The organism is Anaerotalea alkaliphila (genome assembly GCF_010179735.1).
GTDB lineage: Bacteria > Bacillota > Clostridia > Lachnospirales > Vallitaleaceae > Anaerotalea > Anaerotalea alkaliphila.
This window is the reverse complement of the sequence record NZ_JAAEEH010000020.1, coordinates 1-22515: the sequence shown is the minus strand read 5'-3', so window position 1 is coordinate 22515 and position 22515 is coordinate 1. Positions and strand designations below refer to the sequence as shown.

Annotated in this window: 17 protein-coding genes; 16 read left to right on the top strand and 1 reads right to left on the bottom strand. The window is 61.3% G+C overall.

Annotation, left to right across the window (positions count from 1 at the left end):
* The first annotated feature begins 87 nt into the window (after positions 1-87).
* From dapF to GXN74_RS08325, 13 genes are all read left to right on the top strand, one after another.
* Positions 88-921 (top strand): diaminopimelate epimerase, encoded by an 834-nt coding sequence (gene dapF / locus GXN74_RS08385; protein WP_162370481.1) that lies wholly within the window; start codon positions 88-90, stop codon positions 919-921.
* An 11-nt stretch (positions 922-932) separates the two neighbouring features.
* Positions 933-2171: an LL-diaminopimelate aminotransferase gene (locus tag GXN74_RS08380; RefSeq protein ID WP_162370480.1), complete on the top strand. Its 1239-nt coding sequence runs from the start codon at positions 933-935 to the stop codon at positions 2169-2171.
* Positions 2172-2228: 57 nt separating this feature from the next.
* Positions 2229-3560: a type I glutamate--ammonia ligase gene (glnA, locus tag GXN74_RS08375; protein WP_162370479.1), complete on the top strand. Its 1332-nt coding sequence runs from the start codon at positions 2229-2231 to the stop codon at positions 3558-3560.
* Between the two features lie 25 nt (positions 3561-3585).
* Positions 3586-4155 carry an ANTAR domain-containing response regulator gene (locus tag GXN74_RS08370; protein ID WP_162370478.1) on the top strand — a complete coding sequence of 190 codons (570 nt, stop codon included), beginning with the start codon at positions 3586-3588 and terminating at the stop codon, positions 4153-4155.
* A 179-nt stretch (positions 4156-4334) separates the two neighbouring features.
* Complete coding sequence (locus GXN74_RS08365; RefSeq protein ID WP_162370477.1) at positions 4335-6434, top strand: glutamine synthetase III family protein; 2100 nt, start codon at positions 4335-4337, stop codon at positions 6432-6434.
* 186 nt (positions 6435-6620) lie between these two features.
* Positions 6621-7574, top strand: a complete 954-nt coding sequence (locus tag GXN74_RS08360; protein WP_162370476.1) for a PfkB family carbohydrate kinase — start codon at positions 6621-6623, stop codon at positions 7572-7574.
* A gap of 10 nt (positions 7575-7584) precedes the next feature.
* Entirely contained in the window at positions 7585-8235 is a 651-nt protein-coding gene (locus tag GXN74_RS08355) for a YigZ family protein (protein ID WP_162370475.1), read from the top strand.
* Positions 8236-8318: 83 nt separating this feature from the next.
* On the top strand, positions 8319-10283 hold the full coding sequence (locus tag GXN74_RS08350; protein ID WP_162370474.1) for a fructose-1,6-bisphosphatase: 1965 nt from the start codon (positions 8319-8321) through the stop codon (positions 10281-10283).
* Positions 10284-10306: 23 nt separating this feature from the next.
* Positions 10307-11230: a YegS/Rv2252/BmrU family lipid kinase gene (locus GXN74_RS08345; RefSeq protein WP_162370473.1), complete on the top strand. Its 924-nt coding sequence runs from the start codon at positions 10307-10309 to the stop codon at positions 11228-11230.
* 16 nt (positions 11231-11246) lie between these two features.
* Entirely contained in the window at positions 11247-12557 is a 1311-nt protein-coding gene (locus GXN74_RS08340) for an MFS transporter (protein ID WP_162370472.1), read from the top strand.
* 28 nt (positions 12558-12585) lie between these two features.
* Positions 12586-13341: an exodeoxyribonuclease III gene (locus tag GXN74_RS08335; protein WP_162370471.1), complete on the top strand. Its 756-nt coding sequence runs from the start codon at positions 12586-12588 to the stop codon at positions 13339-13341.
* A gap of 427 nt (positions 13342-13768) precedes the next feature.
* Positions 13769-15694 (top strand): threonine--tRNA ligase, encoded by a 1926-nt coding sequence (gene thrS, locus GXN74_RS08330; RefSeq protein WP_162370470.1) that lies wholly within the window; start codon positions 13769-13771, stop codon positions 15692-15694.
* Between the two features lie 82 nt (positions 15695-15776).
* On the top strand, positions 15777-16700 hold the full coding sequence (locus GXN74_RS08325) for a BsuPI-related putative proteinase inhibitor (RefSeq protein ID WP_162370469.1): 924 nt from the start codon (positions 15777-15779) through the stop codon (positions 16698-16700).
* A gap of 99 nt (positions 16701-16799) precedes the next feature.
* Here GXN74_RS08325 and GXN74_RS08320 read toward each other — a convergent pair whose 3' ends face one another.
* Positions 16800-18917, bottom strand: coding sequence for a sodium-translocating pyrophosphatase (locus GXN74_RS08320; protein WP_162370468.1), 2118 nt, complete (start codon positions 18915-18917; stop codon positions 16800-16802).
* 220 nt (positions 18918-19137) lie between these two features.
* On the opposite strand from GXN74_RS08320, the gene nudC reads away from it, so the two are divergent.
* From nudC to guaA, 3 genes are all read left to right on the top strand, one after another.
* Positions 19138-19926 carry an NAD(+) diphosphatase gene (nudC, locus tag GXN74_RS08315; RefSeq protein ID WP_162370467.1) on the top strand — a complete coding sequence of 263 codons (789 nt, stop codon included), beginning with the start codon at positions 19138-19140 and terminating at the stop codon, positions 19924-19926.
* 11 nt (positions 19927-19937) lie between these two features.
* A complete protein-coding gene (locus tag GXN74_RS08310; RefSeq protein ID WP_162370466.1) occupies positions 19938-20579 on the top strand; it encodes an HAD family hydrolase in 642 nt (213 codons plus the stop codon).
* Positions 20580-20701: 122 nt separating this feature from the next.
* On the top strand, positions 20702-22237 hold the full coding sequence (gene guaA, locus GXN74_RS08305) for a glutamine-hydrolyzing GMP synthase (RefSeq protein ID WP_162370465.1): 1536 nt from the start codon (positions 20702-20704) through the stop codon (positions 22235-22237).
* Positions 22238-22515 lie beyond the last annotated feature (278 nt).

The window sequence follows — 22515 nt, the reverse complement described above, 5'->3', positions numbered from 1 at the left end:
CCTTGCACAGGGGAAAACGATGGTGTATAATAGTGTTATTAATCGGAACTACTAAAACAATTGAAATGAAACGATTGGGGTGAAAAGATGAAATTTACAAAGATGCATGGATGCGGCAACGACTACGTCTATGTGAGCGGATTTCAGGAAACCATAGAGGATTACCCGGCCATGGCCAGGAAGGTGAGCAACCGGAATTTTGGGGTGGGTTCGGACGGACTGGTGGTCATCCTGCCGGGAACTGCAGGAGACTTCCGCATGCGGATGTTCAATCCCGACGGGTCCGAAGCGGAGATGTGCGGAAACGCCATCCGCTGCGTGGGCAAATACGTCTACGACAAGGGCATGACCAGGGAGAAGGTGGTCCGGGTGGACACCCTGGCGGGCTTGAAGGTGTTGGAACTTACGGAGGAAGATGGTACAATAGCAAAGGTAAGGGTGGACATGGGCGAGCCTGTCCTTGATCCGGTCAAGATTCCCGTAGCCAGCGACGCCCAGCCGGTGCTGGCGGAAGTCGTGGAAGCTTCGGGCCGGAGTTTCCCCTTCACCTGCGTCTCCATGGGCAACCCCCATGCGGTGACCTTCGTGGAGGACACCGACGCCTTCCCGGTGGAGGAGATCGGACGCCAGGTGGAAGTGGACGCGAAGTTCCCCAGGAAGACCAACGTGGAATTCGTCCAGGTGCTGGACCGGGAGACGGTGAAGATGCGGGTCTGGGAGCGGGGGACAGGAGAGACACTGGCCTGCGGCACCGGGGCCTGCGCAACGCTGGTGGCCTGCGTGCTGAACGGGAAGACGGAGCGCAAGGCCACCGTCCGTCTCCTGGGAGGAGACCTTTTCATCGAATGGGATGAGGCAACCAACCATGTATTCATGACAGGACCTGCGACCCTTGTGTTCGAAGGGGAGTTGCACGTATGAGGGAGGAACCTATGGAAGAGACATTCGTACAGGAACTGATCGCCGACAGGATCGGCGGAAACCAATTCGGAAAGAGCACGGTGATCTACAAGTTCGAGAAGATCAAGCGGGCCCGCATGGCGGCCATGGCGGAACATCCGGATGTTCCCATCATCGACATGGGCGTGGGGGAACCGGACGCCATGGCGGACGCGGGGATCGTAAGGCGGCTGGCCGAAGAGGCGGCCCTCTGGGAGAACAGGAACTATGCGGACAACGGCATTCCGGAATTCAAGGCGGCCGCGGCCAGGTACATGGAGCAGGTGTACGGGGTGGAAGGCATCGACCCGGAGACGGAAATTGTCCACGCCATCGGCTCCAAGCCGGCCCTGGCCATGATGGCCCAGGCTTTCGTGAACCCCGGGGACGTGGTGCTGATGACCGTGCCGGGTTATCCGGTGATGGGAACCATGGCCGGGTGGCTGGGTGGATCCGTCCATGAGATGCCCCTTCTGGAGAAGAACAAGTTCCTGCCGGACCTGGACGCCATTCCTGAAGACGTGCGCAAGAAGGCGAAGCTCCTCTACCTGAACTACCCCAACAATCCCACGGGAGCCTCGGCGACCAAGGCCTTCTTCAAGAAGGCGGTGAAATTCGCCAAGGAGAACAACATCCTTGTGGTCCAAGACGCGGCCTATGCGGCCCTGACCTTCGACGGCACACAGCCCCTGAGTTTCCTCAGCGTTCCCGGCGCCAAGAAGGTGGGCGTGGAAATCCATTCCCTCTCCAAGGCCTACAACATGACGGGCTGGCGCATGGCCTTCGTGGTGGGCAACGCCAAAGCCGTGGCGGCCTTTGCGGCCGTCAAGGACAACAACGACTCCGGGCAGTTCAAGGCCATCCAGAAGGCGGCCATCTACGCCCTGGAACACCCGGAAATCACCAGGATGACGGCCGAGAAGTATTCCAGGAGGCATGAGATGCTCGTGTCGGTCCTTAGGGAGCTGGGGTTCAAGGTCCAGAAACCCAAAGGATCCTTCTACCTTTATGTGGGAGCGCCCAAAGGCGTCAAGGGCGGCATGGAATTCGCCAACGCGGAAGACTTCTCCCAGTACCTGATCCGGGAAAAACAGATTTCCACCGTGCCTTGGGACGATGCGGGAGCTTACGTGCGCTTCTCCGTCACCTTCCTGGCCATGGACGAGGCGGAAGAGCGGCAGGTCATGGAGGAAATCCGCAGGAGGCTGTCGGACACGGAATTCGTATTTTAATATAGGAAGCCGGTCGGACCCCGGCTTGGCCGGACCTTTAGACGATAGGAGGCTGTCATGAACAAGAAGATCTATACGAAACAGTACATCAAGCAGCTGGTGAAGCAGGAGGACGTGAAGTTCATCCGCCTGCAGTTCGTGGACATCCTGGGGAGCCTGAAGAATGTGGCGATCACATCCGAACAGCTGGACCGGGCCCTGGACGGGGAAATCCGTTTCGACGGATCCTCCATCGAAGGGTTCGTCCGGATGAACGAATCGGACATGTATCTGATTCCCGACCTGGAGACCTTCGCCGTGTTCCCCTGGCGTCCCCACCAAGGCAAAGTGGCCAGGCTGATCTGCGACATCTACAAGGCCGACGGCACACCTTTCGGGGGGGATCCCAGGATTGTCCTGAAGAACGTGCTGGAGGAGGCCAAGTCCATGGGATACGCCCTGCAGCTGGGCCCCGAGTTCGAGTTCTTCCTCTTCCATACGGACGAGAACGGAGACCCCACCACGGTCACCCACGACAAGGGGGGATACTTCGACCTGGGTCCCATGGACCTGGGGGAGAACGTGCGGCGGGACATGATCATGACCCTGGAGGAGATGGACTTCGACATCAAGGCATCCCACCACGAGGTGGCGCCCGGGCAGCATGAAATCGACTTCGAGTCCGCGGACCTGCTGACCGCGGCGGACAACATCGCCACCTTCAAGCTGGTGGTGAAGGTCATTGCCCAGAAGCACGGCCTGCACGCCACCTTCATGCCCAAGCCCATCTACGGCATCGTGGGCTCCGGCATGCACTGCAACCTGAAGCTGCTGGATGAGCTGGGCTGCAACGCCTTCTACGGCAAGGACGACCCGCTGAAGCTTTCCCAGGAAGCCTACTGGTTCATGGGCGGCCTGGTGGCCCATGCCAAAGCCATCACGGCGGTGACCAACCCCACCATCAACTCCTACAAGCGGCTGAAGCCGGGATTCGAGGCCCCCGTCCAGATTGGATGGTCCACCTCCAACACAAGCCCCCTGATCCGGATCCCCTCCGCCAGGGAAGACAATGTCTCCATCGAGCTGCGCAGCCCCGACCCCTCCACCAACCCCTATCTGGCGGCGGCGGTCATCCTAAAGGCCGGGTTGGACGGCATCCGGAACAGGATTGCCCCTCCGGCCATGCTGGAGCAACACGAGACCCCCGGCCCCTTTTCCATCCTGGATTCGGACAAGACCCTTCCGGACACGTTGAAGGACGCCATGATGGCCCTTTCCAAGGATGAAGTCATCAAATCCGCCTTGGGCGAGGCTTACGACAGCTACCTGAAGGCAAAGAGCATGGAGTGGTACGACTACATCTCCCAAGTGCACGAATGGGAAGTGAAGAAATACATTTCCAAGTACTAACCCCGCTTAAAAAGAGGATGATGACATGGGTGTACGCGTTTTGATCGGTTCCAGCAACCAGAAGATATTGAAGCAGCTGGCCCAATTCCTGGCGGAGAACGGCATGAGTGTGATGGGGGAAACGGCTGACGGTTTTGACCTGTTGCGCCGCGCGAACACCATTTATCCGGATGTGGTGGTGGTGGACTACAACATCAAGGGGATCAACGGCCACGAGGTGTCGGAGCTCCTGGTGGGGGACAAGACCTGCCCGGTCATCGCCCTGGTCGCCGAATTGGAGCTGGCGGCGTTCGTGAACCTGAACCAGGATCCGCTGTTCGTCCCCCTGGTGAAGCCCTGCGGCAAGCAGGCGCTGGTAAACACCATCCACCTGCTCTCCAAGACATCCAAAAGCATCCGGGACCTGGAGGACCAGGTCCAGGACATGCGCAAGGAAAAGGACAGCAAGCAACTCCTGGCCAAGGCGAAGAAGCTGCTGATGGAACACATGGAGATGACGGAAGAGGAGGCCCACCGCCGCATCCAGAAGCAAAGCATGGACAAGGGCCTGGCCAAGGTGAAGATTGCCGAGGCAATAATTTTGATGTACGAGTAAAAAAAACTTGCAAAATGGAACGGCATGTGATAGAATTTTTACTAGTTGAACAAAACTATAAAGCACCAACCATACTGTTTTGGAACAATGGCGTTCTCAGGGCATCTCCCGAGTGCGCCTTTTTTGATGGAAGCGCAGGGCCCTGCGGAACTGTCTTGACGATTGAAGGAGGACAAAGCATGAACGGCAACAAGAAGGTTACAGAAATTTTCGGTACAAGCGTATTCAATGAAAGTGTGATGAGGGAAAGGCTTCCCAAGGACACCTACAAGGCATTGAAGAAGACCATCGACTTCGGTTATCCCTTGCAGCCCGCAGTGGCGGACGTGGTGGCATCGGCCATGAAGGACTGGGCCATCGAGAAAGGCGCCACCCACTACACCCACTGGTTCCAGCCCATGACAGGCAAGACTGCGGAGAAGCACGACTCCTTCATCGAGCCCACCACGGACGGCCGGGTGATCATGGACTTCTCCGGCAAGCAGCTGATCCAAGGGGAACCGGACGCATCCTCCTTCCCCAGCGGCGGGCTGAGGGCCACCTTCGAAGCCAGGGGATATACCGCCTGGGACTGCACCTCCCCCGCCTTCATCCGGGACGAGACGCTGTTCATCCCCACCGCCTTCTGCTCCTACACAGGGGAAGCGCTGGACAAGAAGACTCCCCTCCTGCGTTCCATGGAAGCCATCAACGTCCAGGCCCTGCGTGTGCTGCGCCTGTTCGGCGACGAGGACACCACCCGGGTGCTGACCACCGTCGGACCCGAGCAGGAATACTTCATCGTGGACAAGAAGCTGTTCCAGCAGAGGAAGGACCTGATCTTCGCCGGAAGGACCCTCTTCGGAGCCAGACCTCCCAAGGGCCAGGAAATGGAAGACCACTACTTCGGAAGCATCAAGGAACGTATCAACGAGTTCATGAAGCAGATCGACGAAGAGCTCTGGAAATTGGGTGTCCTGTCCAAGACCAAGCACAACGAGGTGGCACCCGCCCAGCATGAGATGGCGCCCATCTTCTCCACAACCAACATCGCCACGGACCACAACCAGCTGGTCATGGACGTGATGATCCGGGTTGCCAACCGCCTGGACCTGGCATGCCTGCTGCATGAGAAGCCTTTCGCCGGGGTGAACGGATCCGGGAAGCACAACAACTGGTCCCTGTCCACCAACAAGGGACAGAACCTCCTGAACCCCGGGGACACGCCCCATGAGAACACCCAGTTCCTGACCTTCCTGGCTGCCATCATCGCCGCCGTGGACGAGTACGCGCCCCTCCTCAGGATGAGCGCCGCCAATGCGGGGAACGACCACAGGCTGGGAGCCAATGAGGCGCCTCCGGCGATCATCTCCATCTTCCTGGGAGAGCAGCTGACCGACATCGTGAACCAGATTGAAGCCGGAGAGCTGAAGGCCTGCAAGGATCCCGGCGTGCTGGACATCGGCGTGCAGACCCTGCCCCATTTCGTCAAGGACGTGACCGACAGGAACAGGACCTCCCCCTTCGCCTTCACAGGCAACAAGTTCGAATTCAGGATGGTGGGATCCTCCCAGTCCATCTCCGGAGCCAACATCGTCCTCAATACCATCGTCGCGGAACAGCTCAAGCGGATCGCCGACGAGCTGGAGCAGGCGGACGACTTCAACGGAAAGCTGAAGGAAATCATCACACGCCTGGTCAAGAACCACAGCAGAGTGGTCTTCGACGGGGACGGATACTCCGACGAGTGGGTGGAGGAAGCCGCAAGAAGGGGACTTCCCAACATCAAGACCACCGTGGAAGCCCTGACCTACTTCGACGAGCCGGCATCCGTGGAGCTCTTCACGACCCATGGGGTCTTCACCGAAGGCGAAATCATGGCCCGCCAGGAAATCATGTTCGAAGAGTACGCCAAGACCATCAACATCGAGGCGCTGACCATGATCGAAATGGCCAAGAAGGAAATCATCCCTGCCTGCATGGATTATGCGACGACCTTGGCGGATTCCATCAACACCATCCGCGCGGCCTCTTCTGCTGCGGACATCTCCGTGCAGGAGGACCTGCTGGTCAAGGTGTCTTCCCTGACGGCCCAGGCCCAAGCCAAACTCAACGGACTGCTCCAGGTTCTGGAAGAGACGGTGGAGATCGAAGAAATGGAAGAAAAAGCGGCGGCCTACAAGGACAAGGTGTACGCCGCGATGACAGAGCTGCGCAAGCCCTGCGACGAGCTGGAAGGCCTGGTCTCCGAAGAGTACTGGCCGATCCCATCCTACATCGACCTTCTATTCAGGGTTTAACCTGTAGAAGCATATAAGTAAAAGCCTAGAAACCGTGGACCATCCCTGTGGCCACGGTTTCGTCCTGTCCTGGCCCGGATTTCCCCCTCCGGGGGGAAGTATTCCCGCCGGGGATATTGAAAAATCCCGCCGAATCCGCTACACTGGTTAGGAATAGAGACGAATGCGGGAAGAAAGAGGAAAAGGATGATATTGACAATCACTTTGAACCCCACGGTGGTCAAGACCGCCTATGTGGACGGGCTCCAGCTGGACGGGGACAACCTGATCACCAAATACCAGATGGCGGTGGGGGACTGCGCGGTGTATTCCGCCTACATCATCAAGCTGCTGCAGGGGGACCCCTATGTGCTGGGGTTCGCGGGCGGGATCAGCGGCCGGTTCGTGAAGAGCTATCTGGACAAGAACAACATCAAGTCCGACTTCAACTGGAAGGACCAGGAGACCAGGTCCGCCATCATCGTGAAGGACACCAGGACCGGCCAGGAGACCACGCTGGTGGACCAGACCATGCGCTTCACCCCCACGGACTTCAAGAACTTCAAGCACAAGTTCCGGAACCATTTCCAGGAATGCGATGTCATGGTCCTGAACGGGGACTCCACCAACGAAAGCATCATCAGCATGATCGAGGAGATCATGCTGATGGCCAACCAGCACAAGAAGGTCATCGGTGCGGTGGAGGGGTCGGAAATCAAGCATCTGCTGGAGAAGTCCCCCTATGCCCTGGTGGTGGGGAGGGAGAACCTGGCCTCCATCGACATCGGCGCCGACCTGGGGCCCCTGGAGGTGGTGGAAGCCCTGCGCGGACTGCTGGTCCGGCACAAGGTCCACTACATCGTATTCAACGACGAGGTGGAGCTGTACGGGATCTCCAGGAAGAAGATCTGCAAGGCGGAGTATGCCAAGGCGAAGGACATCCACGACCTGAACAGCCTGAAGAGCGCCATCGTGGGTGGGGTGGCCGTGTCCGTGAAGCGCGGCTACGAGTTCGAGAAGATGCTGAAGCTGATCATGGCCATCAAGTACAGCGTGGATTCCGCCCGTTTTCCCGAGGTCTGCTCCAGGAAGGATGTGGACCTGCTGATGAACAAGGTGAAGCTAGTGGAGATCTACAACAGCCAGGCGGGATACCATTAAGGAGGGGACCATGGAAAGAGCGTACAAGACCATCCTGGGGCCGGTGGAGGCGGAGGTGGAGGTGAAGAAGTCCAGGTTCCTCTGCTTGCTGGCGCCGGTGGGGACCGAAGAGGAGGCGGCGGCCATCCTGGAGGAGACAAGGAAGCGGCACCATGGGGCCAGGCACAACTGTTATGCCTTCCGCCTGGCGGGCGGGCAGGGCCTGGAACGGTACAGCGACGACGGGGAGCCGGCACAGACGGCGGGCCTTCCCATGCTGGACGTGCTCCGGGGACAGGGGTTGGAGAACGTGCTGGCGGTGGTGACCCGTTATTTCGGAGGCACCCTGCTGGGGACGGGAGGCCTGGTCCGGGCCTATACGGACGCCGTCAAGGAGGCGCTGGAATCTGCAAAGGTCTGCACCAGGGAATGGTATGCGGTCCTGCGGCTGGAGGTGGACTACAGCCTTTCGGGCAAGATGGAATACGCCTTCCACCAGGAAGGGGTCCATGTGGAAGCCACCGACTACAGCGACCGGGTGGCGTACACCCTCCACGTGCGGGCCGCAAGGGCGGAAGGCTTCCTTTCGGACATGGTGCAGCTGACCAGCGGACAGCTGGAGGCGGAGCGGCTGAAGGAGGGCTACGGATGGGAGACGGAGGGGAAAGTGGTCCTTGCATGAGACAACCCCAAAGGCTATAATGGACAGGCAGACAACGGTCCGCAGGCCGGACGAGGTAGAGAAGGAAGACGAGGAGAGCGCGCATGAAGACTGAACTGAAGGAAACCATGGACCCCACCGAGTTGAAGTACCTGAAGCTGTTGGCCAAACAGTTCCCCAACATCCAGGACGCCAGCCGGGAAATCATCAATCTGGAGGCGATCCTGAACCTGCCCAAGGGGACGGAGCATTTCCTTTCCGACATCCATGGGGAGGTGGAGCCCTTCCTGCACATCCTGAAGAGCGGATCGGGGATCATCCGGAAGAAGATCGACGAGATCATGGGGTCCACGGTTTCCCAAAAGGAGAAGAACGGCCTGGCGGCCCTCATCTACTATCCCCAGGAGGTGCTGGAGCGGCAGCTGGTGCTGGAGCCGGACCTGAACGACTACTATGAGGTGACCCTTCACCGGCTGGTGCTGGTCTGCAGGGAGGTTTCCTCCAAGTACACCCGCTCCAAGGTGCGGAAGGCCCTCCCCAAGGGGTTTGAATACATCATGGAGGAGCTGCTCCATGAGCAGGAGAACGAACCCAACAAGTTCCAGTACTATGACAAGATCATCAAGACCATCATCGAGATCGGCCAGGCCCAGCCCTTCATCGTGGCCCTCAGCGAACTGGTCCAGCGGCTGGCCATCGACAGGCTCCACATCATCGGGGACATCTACGACCGGGGATCCGGGGCCAGCGTCATCATGGACAAGCTGATGGGCTACCATTCCGTGGACATCCAGTGGGGCAACCACGACGTGGTCTGGATGGGGGCCTGCGCCGGCTCCACCCTGTGCATCGCCAACGCCATCCGGATCAGCGCCCGGTACGGGAACCTGGACGTCATGGAGGAGGACTACGGAATCAACCTGCTCCCCCTGGCCAAGTTCGCCCTGGAGACCTATCCGGAGGTGGAGGACCAGTTCCTGCCCAAGTCCAAGGAACCCCTGCTGGAGCAGGAGGCGAAGATGATCGCCCAGATGCACAAGGCCATCTCCGTCATGATGTTCAAGCTGGAGGGGCAGTTCATCCTGCGCAACCCGGAGATGGGCATGGACGACCGGCTCCTGCTGGACAAGATCGACCATGCCGCCGGGACGGTGGAGGTGGGGGGCAAAACCTATCCCATGAACTGCAGGGTGTTCCCCACCCTGGACCCGGCGGACCCCCATGCCCTCACCCCGGAGGAGGCGGAGGTGCTGCAGAAGCTCCGGTCCTCCTTCGTGGGGAACGACAAGCTCCAGCAGCATGTGGATTTCCTCTTCTCCCACGGCAGCGGCTATCTGGTCTTCAACAACAACCTGCTCTACCACGGCTGCATCCCTTTGGACGAGGACGGGGAGTTCGCCAGCGTCCGGCTGGGCACCAAGTCCTACAAGGGCAAGGCCCTACTGGACAAGTTCGAGAAACTGGCCCGGGAGGCCTACGGCAGAAGGCGGGAGATCGGGGAGCAGCAGGAGCTGGACATCTTCTGGTACCTTTGGACCGGCCCCTACTCCTCCCTCTTCGGGAAGAAGGCCATGACCACCTTCGAACGGTATTTCATCGAGGATCCGGAGGCCCACAAGGAGGAGAAGAACCCCTACTACACCTTCATGGAGGATGAGGCGTTCTGCAAAAAGGTGCTCAGGGAGTTCGGTCTGGAGGACCCCAGGGCCAGGATCGTGAACGGCCATGTTCCGGTGAAGGTGCGCAAGGGGGAGTCTCCGGTGAAGGCCAACGGCAGGCTGATCGTCATCGACGGAGGCCTCTCCAGGGCCTACCAGAAGGTCACGGGGATTGCGGGCTACACCCTGATCTACAATTCCCACGGCATGCTGATCGCTGCCCACGAGCCCTTCCAGTCGGCCAAGGATTCCATCGAGAACGGGACGGACATCGTCTCCTCCCTGTCCATCCTGGAGAACTACCCCGGACGGCTCCGGGTGGCGGACACGGACGTGGGGAAGATGCTCCAGGAGGACGTGGAGGACCTGAAGAAGCTGCTGAAAGCCTACCAGCTGGGATTCATCAAATAGAAAAGTGGCAGGGGGTGCAAGGGATGAAAGGATATGTTTTGCTTGTATACAATCCAGCTGCGGGGAGCCAGGTGTTTCCCGCCAAGCTGGACTATGTGGCGGAGGTTTTCCAGGAGAAGGGTCTGGAAGTCCGCCTGTACCGCACGGGGAGGGAAGAGACCTATGGCGGGGTGTTCGAAGGCAGGGACCTGGGCGGCTGCAAGGCGGTCCTGGTGGCCGGCGGGGACGGAACCGTCAATGCGGTGGTGAACCGGATGCAGGGGCTTGGAGAGCCCTACCGGGACATCCCCCTGGGGATCATCCCCGCAGGCACGGCCAACGATTTCGCTTTCCATCTGGGGATCCCCAGCAACATCAGCGAAGCGGTGGACCGCCTGGGGGCCCTGCAAAGCAAGGACATCGACCTGGGCCATGTGAACGACCGGTTCTTCATCAACGTGTGCAGCGGGGGACTGCTCACCACCATTTCCCAGTACGTGGACCCGGAACTGAAGAACACCCTGGGGAAGCTGGCCTACTATCTGAAGGGGGTCCAGCAGCTGCCCAGGTTCAAGAAGCTGGATTTCACCATCACCACGGAACACTGGAGCCGGGAGGAGGAACTGTACCTGTTCCTTGTCCTGAACGGTAGCAGCGCCGGAGGCTTCAACGCCATCGGTCCGGACTCCTCCGTGGAGGACGGGCTACTGGATTTCGTAGGGGTCCGGGCCTGCCCCATCCAGGACATCCCCCTGCTGTTCGCGAAGATCCTGATGGGGGACCACCTGAACGACCGGAACATCCTGCATTTCCGGGCGGAACGGATCACCATCGATTGCAAGACCTGCCTGGAAGGCTGGGTGGAGGAGGCGGAGGGGACCGGCCAGTCCGACGTGGACGGGGAGGCCGGCCCCGACTTCCCCCTGGAGATCCGTGTGTTGCCCGGCAGGCTGAAGATACTGTACTAGAGACAAGGAGAACAAGATGTCGCTTTTTGCATGGAAAGACAGATTCGCAGGGGAGGACTCCGAGGAGAGGAGCCGGCGCTTCTTCGTATTGGAGGGGATCACGGGCATCACCCATCTGTCCCTGACCTCGGGGGCCTTCCTGGCCGGATTTGTTAGCATGTTGGGAGGATCGGAGCAGATCAACGGCTTCATCGGGGTGATCCCCGCCATAGCCGCTTTTTTTCAGCTCTTTTCCTCCCTTATCTATGAAGGGAGCGCCCACCGGAAGAGGGCCATCTTCCGCACCGCCCTCATCTACCGGATCCTGATTGCGGGACTCTACCTGCTTCCGGTGGCCCTGCTTCCCCTGGGCATCAGCCTGCCGGTGTTCATGGCCATGTACATGGGGGCCTACGCCATGAACGGCCTGCTGGCCCCCGCCGTCTCCGACTGGATGGTCCGGCTGACCCCCATGGCCATCCGGGGACAATACTTCGCGGGCAGGGAGCGGCTGGCCATGCTGGTCTCCGCCGTGCTGACCATCCTCCTGGGATTCGTACTGGACCACGCCAAGGCCGGCCCCCGGCCCGCCGCCGGTTTCCTGGTGGTGGGAGGGGTGCTGGGGGTGCTGAGCCTCCTGAACCTGTACTCCCTGAAGAACGTTTCGGAGGTGGACCGGGGGGATGCGGTCCGGAAGTACACCCTCCGGGAAGTGGTGTCCACCCCCCTGGCCAGCCCCAACTTCCGCAGGATGATGGTCCTCTTCGCCCTCTGGAACCTGGGCCTCCAGGTGGGGGCGCCCTTCATCCCCGTATACATGGTGACCCGGTTGGACCTGTCCTACACCTACATGATGGTCCTGACCGTGGTGGGGACGGTGGCCAGGGTCTCGGTCACCAACATGTGGGGCAGGCTGGCGGATAGGAAGTCCTGGTTCCTCGCCGCCAAGCTCTCCATGGGCCTGCTGGCCCTGGTCCACTTCGGCTGGGGATTCGTGAATCCGGGCAACCAGGCGGTGCTGGCGCCCCTGCTCTTCACGGCCAACGGTTTCGTCTGGGGGGGCATCGGCATCTCCATCTTCAACCTGCAGTTCCTCTTCGCCAAAAGCCAGGGCAGGATCCTGTACCTGGGGACGAACGCGGCGGTGGGCGGCCTTTTCAGCCTGCTCTCCGTCCAGGCCGGCGCCTGGATCACCAAGCTCCTGGAAGGGCGGGAGGTCGCCCTCCTGGGTCTGCGCTTCAACAACCTGCAGGCGGTCTTCCTGCTTTCCGGCCTCCTGCTGGCGCTTTGCCCGCTGTTCATCACCTTTTTCCTGGAGACCAAGGCGGGAGAGGTGGAAAGGGACTAGCACACAGGACATCTCGAAAGGAGAACATATGAAACTCGTATCATGGAACGTAAACGGAATCAGGGCCTGCCTGAACAAGGGCTTCATGGAATACTTCCAGGAGGCGGACGCCGACCTGTTCTGCCTCCAGGAGACCAAGGTGGTGGAGGGCCAGGTGGAGCTGGACCTGCCGGGCTACAGCCAGTACTGGAACTACGCGGTGAAGAAAGGCTATTCCGGCACCGCAGTCTTCACCAAGAAGGAGCCCCTCTCCGTGTCCTACGGACTGGACCTGGAAGAACACGACCAGGAGGGCAGGGTGATCACCCTGGAGATGGAAGACTTCCACCTGGTCAACGTCTACACCCCCAATTCCAAGCGGGGACTGGAGCGCCTGGACTACCGGATGGAGTGGGAGGAGGCCTTCAAGGCCTATCTGAAGGGACTGGAGCGGGTGAAGCCGGTGGTGGTCTGCGGGGACCTGAACGTGGCACACAAGGAGATCGACCTAAAGAACCCTTCCACCAACCGGAGGAACGCCGGCTTCACCGACGAGGAGCGGGAGAAGGTCGGCAACCTCCTGGACGCCGGCTTCATCGACACCTTCCGGCATTTCTATCCGGACAGGGAGGGGGCCTATTCCTGGTGGTCCTACATGGGCAAGGCAAGGGCCAACAACACGGGGTGGCGGATCGACTACTTCCTGGTGTCGGAGGCTTTGGGGGACCGGCTGCTGGATGCGGAAATCCACATGGAGGTCCTGGGCAGCGACCACTGTCCGGTGGTCCTGCAGTTGAAGGACTGAAGAGGGAGGGCGCCAAGCAGGTTCCCCCTTGACAAACGTCTCCGGGATGATATAATTGAAAGACGAATACGATGATGAGCCCAGTACGCCGGGGAACAAGCCAGAGAGGGAATCGCCGCCGCAGACCGGAGGGTCGGGGCGGGGCTGGAAGATTCCTCTTGGGAACCGGTTGGAAGACCAGCTCGGAGTGGCTTTAATGCAGCCCGTTGATCACGTTACAATCGAAGGAAGAGGCTGGCGACAGCCATAAGGGTGGAACCGCGGGTAGAGCCCGTCCCTTGCGCAGGCAAGGGATGGGCTTTTTATAATGCACTTGGGAAAGTTCGTCCAAGCTTGTTTGGGACCAAACTTTCCCAAGTGCAGTCTGAATGCATACGAAGTATGCGTTCTAGTTCACAATTGCCAGAGAAGAAGGAGTGTCGAGCATATGGAGATCAAGCTGAAGGATGGAAGCGTGTTAAGCTTTGAGGAGCCGAAGACGGCGTACGAGATTGCGGAAGGGATCAGCGAGGGGCTGGCCAGGATGGCCTGCGCAGCCATCGTGGACGGAGAGATGGTGGACCTGCGGACGGTCCTGGACAAGGACAGCGAGCTGCAGATCGTGACGTTCAACGACCCGGAGGGAAGGCATGCCTTTAGGCACACGGCCTCCCATGTGCTGGCCCAGGCGGTGAAGCGCCTGTATCCGGAAACCAAGCTGGCCATCGGGCCGGCCATCGAGAACGGCTTCTACTACGACTTCGACCGGGAGACCCCTTTCGGTCCGGAGGAGCTTGCGGCCATCGAGAAGGAAATGAAGAAGATCGTGAAGGAGGACCTGGCCATCAGCCGGTTCGAGCTGCCCCGGGAGGAGGCCATCGCCTTCATGCGGGAGAAGGGGGAAGACTACAAGGTGGAGCTCATCCAGGACCTGCCGGAGGACGCTCCCATCTCCTTCTACCAGCAGGGGGAGTTCGTCGACCTCTGCGCCGGACCCCACCTCATGAGCACCAAGCCGGTGAAGGCATTCAAACTGACCTCTGTGGCGGGAGCCTACTGGAGGGGAAGCGAGAAGAACAAGATGCTCAGCCGGATATACGCCACCGCCTTCTCCAAGAAGGCCGAGATGGACGACCATCTGGCCAAGCTGGAGGAGGCCAAGAAGCGGGACCACAGGAAGCTGGGCAAGGAGCTGGAGCTGTTCGCCCTTCTGGACGAAGGTCCCGGGTTCCCCTTCTTCCTGCCCAAGGGAAGCATCCTGAAGAACACCCTGGTGGACTTCTGGAGGCAGATCCACACCAAGGCGGGCTATGCCGAAATCAGCACCCCCATCATCCTGAACAAGGAGCTGTGGATCCGTTCCGGCCACTGGATGCACTATAGGGAGAACATGTACACCACCGAGATCGACGAGCAGGAATACGCGGTGAAGCCCATGAACTGCCCGGGTTCCATGCTGGTCTACAAGACCAGGCAACGCTCCTACAGGGACTTTCCCCTGCGGGTGGGCGAGCTGGGCCTGGTCCACCGCCACGAGATGTCCGGCGCCCTCCACGGGCTCATGCGGGTCCGCAGCTTCACCCAGGACGACGCCCACATCTTCATGACCCCGGAGCAGATCAAGGACGAGATCAAGAACGTCATCCGACTCATCGACGAGGTTTACAACGTCTTCGGCTTCACCTACAAGATGGAGCTGTCCACCCGGCCGGAAAAGAGCATGGGCAGGGACGAGGACTGGGAAACAGCGACCCTGGCGCTCCAGGAGGCCATGGACGAGAGCGGCCTGACCTACAAGGTGAACGAAGGGGATGGGGCCTTCTACGGACCCAAGATCGACTTCCACCTGGAGGACTGCATCGGCCGGACCTGGCAGTGCGGCACCATCCAGCTGGACTTCCAGCTGCCCGAGCGGTTCGAGCTGGAATACGTGGGCAGTGACGGGGAGCGGCACAGGCCCATCATGATCCACCGGGTGGCCTTCGGCAGCATCGAGCGGTTCATCGGCATCCTGATCGAGCACTTCGCAGGGGCCTTCCCCACCTGGCTCTCCCCGGTGCAGGTGAAGGTGCTGCCCATCTCCGAGAAGTTCCACGACTACGCGGCCTCCGTGCGGGACGAGCTGGCCCGGGCCGGCATCCGGGTGGAGCTGGACGACCGGGCCGAGAAGATCGGCTACAAGATCCGGGAAGCCCAGATGGAAAAGGTCCCCTACATGCTTGTGGTGGGGGAAAAGGAGGAGCAGGAGGGGACCATCTCCGTGCGCAGCAGGGTCCAGGGCGACCTGGGGACCTCCCTTCTGTCTGCCTTCCTCCAGTCCGTGCAGGAAGAGGTCGCGACCAAATCCCTGGGCGGGAATTCGAATCCGAAATAGGGAAAACGGGAACCTTCCGCCGGGTGTTTGCGTCCTAAGGATATGGGAAGCAAACACCTGACACAAGCAGGAGGGAATTGAAATGAAAGACAAGCTCAGAACCGTTTTAATGCTGATGGCGGCCCTGGCGGTCCTGGCAGCGGGAACCCCGGCCAGGGCCCAGAGCCTGCCCTTCACGGACATTTCGGATGTCCAGGGGAAGGAGGCCATCGTCGCCTTGTACGAAAAAGGACATGTGAAGGGCGTGGGGGGCGGCCTGTTCGCCCCAAACGCGCCCATGACAGGGGCCCAGGCTGTCCAGCTCCTGGTCAACGCCCTGGAGCTGGACTTGGACGGGGTCCGCTTCGTCAAGGAGCCCCTGGCAACGGACCATTTCATCCATGCGAATGACGGCGCCTGGTATGCCCCGGCGATGATCGTCGCCGCAGTCAACGGATTGGAGTTCCCCGCCGACCTCCGGCCGGACCAGGCGCTCACCAGGAAGGAGTTCCTCCATCATCTGTCCGGTGCGATGGGAATTGGGGCTGATGTCTTGGACGCCGGAAGCGGATCCGATCCAACGGACGTCCTGCGGAGGTCCGAAGCGGCAGTCCTGCTGGTGCAGGCGCTGGCCTATGCGGAAGGGAAGACGGGGACCGGCGGTCTGGAGCACAGCCTGACGGCGACCCCGGTGGAAGACGGATTCCTGCTGGAGTTTTTGATCGTCAACCGTGGGGAGGCCCAGACGCTGACCTATTCTTCCGGCCAGCAGTTCAACTACATCGTCCATGACGGAAACGGAGAGGTCGTCTACAACTGGGTGATCGACAAGTCCTTCCTCATGGCCATCATCGAGCAGCCCCTGGCCAAGGACGAGGAGTTCCTGCTGACGGACACCTGGAACCTTGCGGACAACGCCGGCAACAGGCTTCCAGCGGGGGAATACCGCATCGTCTTCGAATCCAGCTTCTCCCTGGGGGACACCCCGGTGACGATTTCGGACGAGGTTACGGTGGTAATCGAATGACATTGCGAATAAAGAAAACGTGCCGGTTGCGGCTTGGACCTCGGGTCCCCGCAACGGGCACGTTTTCTTGCGTTATAGGAATGATCTATCCGGAAGGGGCTAGAACAGGGAGAAGCGGAGGATGACCCCGGCGAAGACGATGGCCACCATGGAGAGAAGCTTGATCAGGATGTTGATGGAGGGGCCGGAGGTGTCCTTGAAGGGGTCCCCCACCGTGTCCCCCACCACCGCCGCCTTGTGGCTGGAGGAGCCCTTTCCGCCGTAAGCACCGGCCTCGATGTGCTTCTTGGCGTTGTCCCAGGCGCCCCCGGCGTTGGCCATCATCACCGCCAGGAGGAAGCCGGTGGCGGTGGCGCCCCCCAGGAGGCCGGCCACCCCTTCCACCCCCAGGACCAGGCCGGTCAGGATGGGGGCCAGGATGGCCAGAGCCGCGGGGGCCAGGATCTCCCGCTGGGCCGCCCGGGTGCAGATGTCCACGCAGGCGGCGTGGTCCGGAGCCGCCGTCCGCTCCATGATCCCGGGAATCTCCCTGAACTGCCGCCGGACCTCCGCCACGATCAGCTCCGCGGTCTTGCCCACGGCGTTCATGGTCAGGGCGGCGAAGAGGAAGGGGAGGGTGGCTCCCAGGAGCAGCCCCATGAGGACCCGGGGGTTAAGGAGGGACAGGTCCATGGCGGCCCTTGTGCCGTCCGCAAGGAGAAGCCGCTGGACCTGGTCCTGGAAGGCGGCGATCAGGGCCAGGGCGGTCAGGGCGGCGGAGCCGATGGCGAAGCCCTTCCCCGTGGCCGCGGTGGTGTTCCCCAGGGAATCCAAGGCGTCCGTCCGGTCCCGGACCTCCGGGGGCTGGCCGGACATCTCCGCGATGCCCCCCGCATTGTCCGCCACCGGCCCGTAGGCGTCGGTGGCCAGGGTGATGGCCAGGGTGCTGAGCATGCCCACCGCGGCGAGGCCCACCCCGTACAGGCCCAGGTTGAAGTTGGCGCCGCCCCCGGCCAGGAAGAAGCTGGCGCCGATGGCTCCGGCCACCACCACCACCGGAAAAACGGTGGAGCTCATCCCCAGGGAGAGCCCCCGGATCACCACGGTGGCGGGGCCGGTCTGGCTGCTGGCGGCCAGGTTCCGGGTGGGGGTGTAGGAGGCGGAGGTGTAGTATTCGGAGGAGAGACCCATGAGGATCCCCGCAAGCAGGCCGGAGAGGATGGAGGCATAGACGCCCAGGAGGTCGGGGCCCAGGATCAAGAGGACCAGGAACCAGCCCAGGACGGCGGTGAGGAAGGTGCTGGCATAGACCCCCCGGCGGAGGCTTCGCAGAAGCGCCTTCTGGTCCGCCCCTTCCCTGGTGCGGACCAGGAAGGTCCCCAGGATGGAGGCCAGGAGGCCGAAAGCGGCCAGGAGTAGGGGGACCCCCACGCCCCCCAGGCCCAGCCCCGCGGCGGAGGCCAGGGCCATGGTGGATAGGATGGAGCCCACATAGGATTCGTACAGGTCGGCGCCCATGCCGGCCACGTCCCCCACGTTGTCCCCCACGTTGTCGGCAATCACCGCCGGGTTCCGGGGGTCGTCCTCGGGGATTCCCGCCTCCACCTTGCCCACCAGGTCGGCCCCCACGTCCGCTGCCTTGGTGAAGATGCCGCCCCCCACCCGGGCGAAGAGGGCCATGGCGCTGGCCCCCATGCCGAAGGTGAGCATGATGCTTGTAATCCGGGGCACCCGGAGACTGGTGTCCAGCTCCCGGTAGTTGCCGTTCAGGAAGAAGTACCAGAGGCTGATGAAGAGCAGCCCCAGGCCCACCACGCAAAGGCCGGTGACCGTCCCGCTGTCGAAGGCCACCCGTAGGCTCTTGTCGATGCTCTCCCTGGCGGCGGCGGCGGTCCGCACGTTGGCCTGGGTGGCGATCCGCATGCCGATGAAGCCGGCCAGGCCGGAGAAGAAGCCGCCGGTCAGGAAGGCCACGGGGACATAGGGGGCCAGGAAGCCGGCCGCGGCCAGGAGGGACAGCACCAGGGCCATGGCAACGAAAAAGAGGGAGACGGTGGTGTACTGCCGCTTCAGGTAGGCGCCGGCCCCTTGGCGGATGGCGGCCGCAATGCTTCGCATCTCTTCGGTCCCCTGGGGCAGCCGGAGGATCCGGAAAGACAGGAAGGCGGCAAAGCCCAGGGAGGCCAAGGCGCTGGCGGGCACAAGGAACAGGAGGGCTTCAAGGGTTTCGGTCTGCATGGTGCTCCGTCCTTTCTGTGGGGTCGGTTACCGCGGGAGGGCCTTTGCATCCGGGAAATTCTTCCCGGCTCTTGAGATGGCGGCCCCTCTCATGCTATGATAAGGGGGTGGAATCAGGAACCTTTCCGCGGAGGGGAATATTCTGAAAACACATGTGTTTTCCGGTCAATACCAGTATACACCAAATTGACATACAAGTGAACTGAAAACGGAGGTAGCGATGGTACAGGAAATGTTTTGGATGCTTTTTTCCCCGGAAGGGATCCTGGTCCTGCGGGACGGGGAGGGATATGCGTTTCCGGAGGGGGAGTGGCCCGCGGGCGGGCTGTTGCGCCAGGGATACGTGGGCGTGTACCAGGGAAGGGAAGTCCGTTGGGGGGAGCTGGCAAAGGGGTTCGATCCCCAGGCCTGGGTCGGGGAACGGGAGATCCTGTGGACAGACCTGCGGGCACTGGCCGGGATTGTGGACAGCGCCTGCTGGATGGCCGCAGGCAGGGCCTACCAGCTTATGGATTTCGAAAGGACCCACCTTTACTGCGGACGCTGCGGGACCCCCACGGAGAAGGTGCCCACGGAGAACGCCCGGGCCTGTCCGGCCTGCGGGCTGACGGTGTACCCCAGGATCGCTCCAGCCACCATCACGGCGATCCTTTCGGGGGACAGGATCCTCCTGGCCCACAACAAGCGTTTCGCCAACAACGTATACAGCCTGGTGGCGGGCTTCGTGGAGCCCAGCGAGACCTTCGAGGAGTGCGCCGCCCGGGAGATCCGGGAAGAGGTGGGGGTGGAGGTGGAGAACATCCGTTACTTCGGCAGCCAGACCTGGCCCTTTCCCCATTCCATCATGGTGGGCATGGTGGCGGACCATGCGGGAGGGGAAATCGTCCCGGACGGGGAGGAAATCGACGACGCTCGCTGGTTCGGGAAGGACGACCTGCCCAACCTGCCCCCCAAGGTGAGCATCGCAAGGAAGATGATCGACGCATGGCTTGCGGGCGTGCTGCGGTAGGAGGTGGAAGGATGATCGAGGGATTCATTTTCGACATGGACGGGGTACTGATCGACACGGAGGACTGCCATTTCAACGCCTGGGTGGATGTCATGAAGGGGGAAGGGATTCCGGTGACCCTGGAGACCTATCTGGAGAAGATCCAGGTCCAGGGGAGGCGCAGGGCGGTGGAGAACCTGATGGCCAATCCATCCGAGGAAACCATCGCCCGGCTCTCCGCCGCCAAGGAAGAGGCGTACCTGCGGGAGGTGGACAGGAAGAAGGAGGTCGTCTTTGGGGACGCCCGGCTTTTCCTGGAGAAGTGCAGGGACATGGGCATCCCCATGGGGGTGGCCAGCTCCTCCAGCCTGGCGGTCCGGATGCTGGAGCGGACCGGCCTGCTGGAATTCTTCCCGGTGGTGGTGGGCGGCGGGGACGTGAAGCGCCAGAAGCCGGAGCCGGACATCTTCCTGGAGGCGGCCCGGAGGTTGGGGATCCACCCTGAGCACTGCGTCGTCTTCGAGGATGCCAAGAGCGGCATAGAGGCCGCCCACCGGGCGGGGATGCATGTGGTGGCCGTGGACCGGCTGCACCTGCTGGACCCTTCGGAGCGGTTCCTGCGGATGGTCAATACCCTGGACGACCTGTCTCTGGAGCAGCTGCTGGGGGTCTGAACCTGTTTTTCCGAACATTTCCTTTTAAATATGAAAAAATGTTTGACACCCCATGGAATTCTCATGTATGATAATCGGATGAAAGCATCCATCAGCGATGATTTGAAGGAGGAAATACCTGTATGAAGCATGAACTCGTGATTGTCCTGGATTTCGGCGGGCAATACAATCAGTTGATAGCCAGACGCGTGCGCGAAGCCAGCGTGTATTGTGAAGTGTTGCCCTACGACACCCCCCTGGAGGAAATCAAGGCAAAGAACCCCAAGGGGATCATCTTCACCGGCGGCCCCAGCGTCGTCTACGAGGAGGACGCCCCGGTGGTGGGCCGTGAAGTTTTCGAGATGGGGGTCCCCATCCTGGGGATCTGCTACGGCTCCCAGCTGATGGGGCATGTGCTGGGCGGCGAGATCACCAAGGCGCCGCACAGGGAGTACGGAAAGACGGACATGGTGGTGGACATCGACGACGTGCTTTTTGAGGGTGTCTACAAGGATACGGTCTGCTGGATGAGCCACACCTACTACATCAGCAAACCCCCGGCGGGCTTCAAGGTGACAGCCACCACCGAGACCTGTCCGGTGGCGGCCATGGCCAACACGGAGAAGAAGCTCTACGGGGTGCAGTTCCATCCGGAAGTCATGCACACCCCCCAGGGCAAGGACATGCTCCACAATTTCCTCTACAGGGTCTGCGGATGCCAGGGGGACTGGATCATGAGCGATTTCGCCCAGGAGCAGATACAGCTGCTGAAGGAGAAGATCGGGGACAAGAAGGTCCTGGTGGGCCTGTCCGGCGGGGTGGACTCCTCCGTGGCGGCGGTGCTGATCCACAAGGCGGTGGGCAAGCAGCTCACCTGCATCTTCGTGGACCACGGACTGCTGCGGAAGAACGAAGGGGACGAGGTGGAGAAGACCTTCGGCGAGGAGTTCGACATGAACATCATCCGGGTGAACTGCAAGGACCGGTTCCTGGAGAAGCTGGCGGGTGTTTCCGATCCGGAGACCAAGCGGAAGATCATCGGCGAGGAGTTCATCCGGGTCTTCGAGGCGGAGGCCAAGAAGCTGGGCACGGTGGACTACCTGGCCCAGGGGACCATCTATCCCGACGTGATCGAGAGCGGGACCAAGAATGCGGCGGTGATCAAAAGCCACCACAACGTGGGCGGCCTGCCGGAGCATGTGGACTTCAAGGAGATCGTGGAGCCCCTCCGGGACCTGTTCAAGGACGAGGTCCGGGAAGTGGGGAGGGCCATCGGCATCCCCGAGTTCCTGGTTTCCAGACAGCCGTTCCCGGGGCCGGGTCTGGCGATCCGGATCATCGGCGACATCACGGAGGAGAAGCTGGAAATCCTGCGGGATGCGGACTACATCTTCCGGGAAGAAGTGGCCAAGGCCGGACTGCAGGACGAGATCTGGCAATACTTCGCCGTGCTGACGAACCTGCGGAGCGTGGGCGTCATGGGGGACGAGCGGACCTATTCCTACACCATCGCCCTGCGGGGGGTCACCTCCGTGGACGGCATGACCGCGGACTGGGCCCGGATCCCCTACGACGTGATGGAGAGGATGTCCAACCGGATTGTGAACGAGGTGCACAACGTGAACAGGATCGTGTACGACATCACCAGCAAACCCCCAGCCACAATCGAGTGGGAATGACCGCGAAAGCTTAAGAAGTGCAGCAACACAAGAGGCACCGTAGGGAAGAGAGCTTGCTCTCTTCCCTACGGTGCCTCTTGTGTTGCTATAGGGCGCAGCCCGCGTCCCTGAGCGCAGCAAAGCGGAGCACAGGGCCGGCACGGGGAGGAGTGGCGCAGCCCGCGTCCCTGAGCGCAGCAAAGCGGAGCACAGGGCCGGCACGGGGAGGAGTGGCGCAGCCCGCGTCCCTGAGCGCAGCAAAGCGGAGCACAGGGCCGGCACGGGGAGGAGTGGCGCAG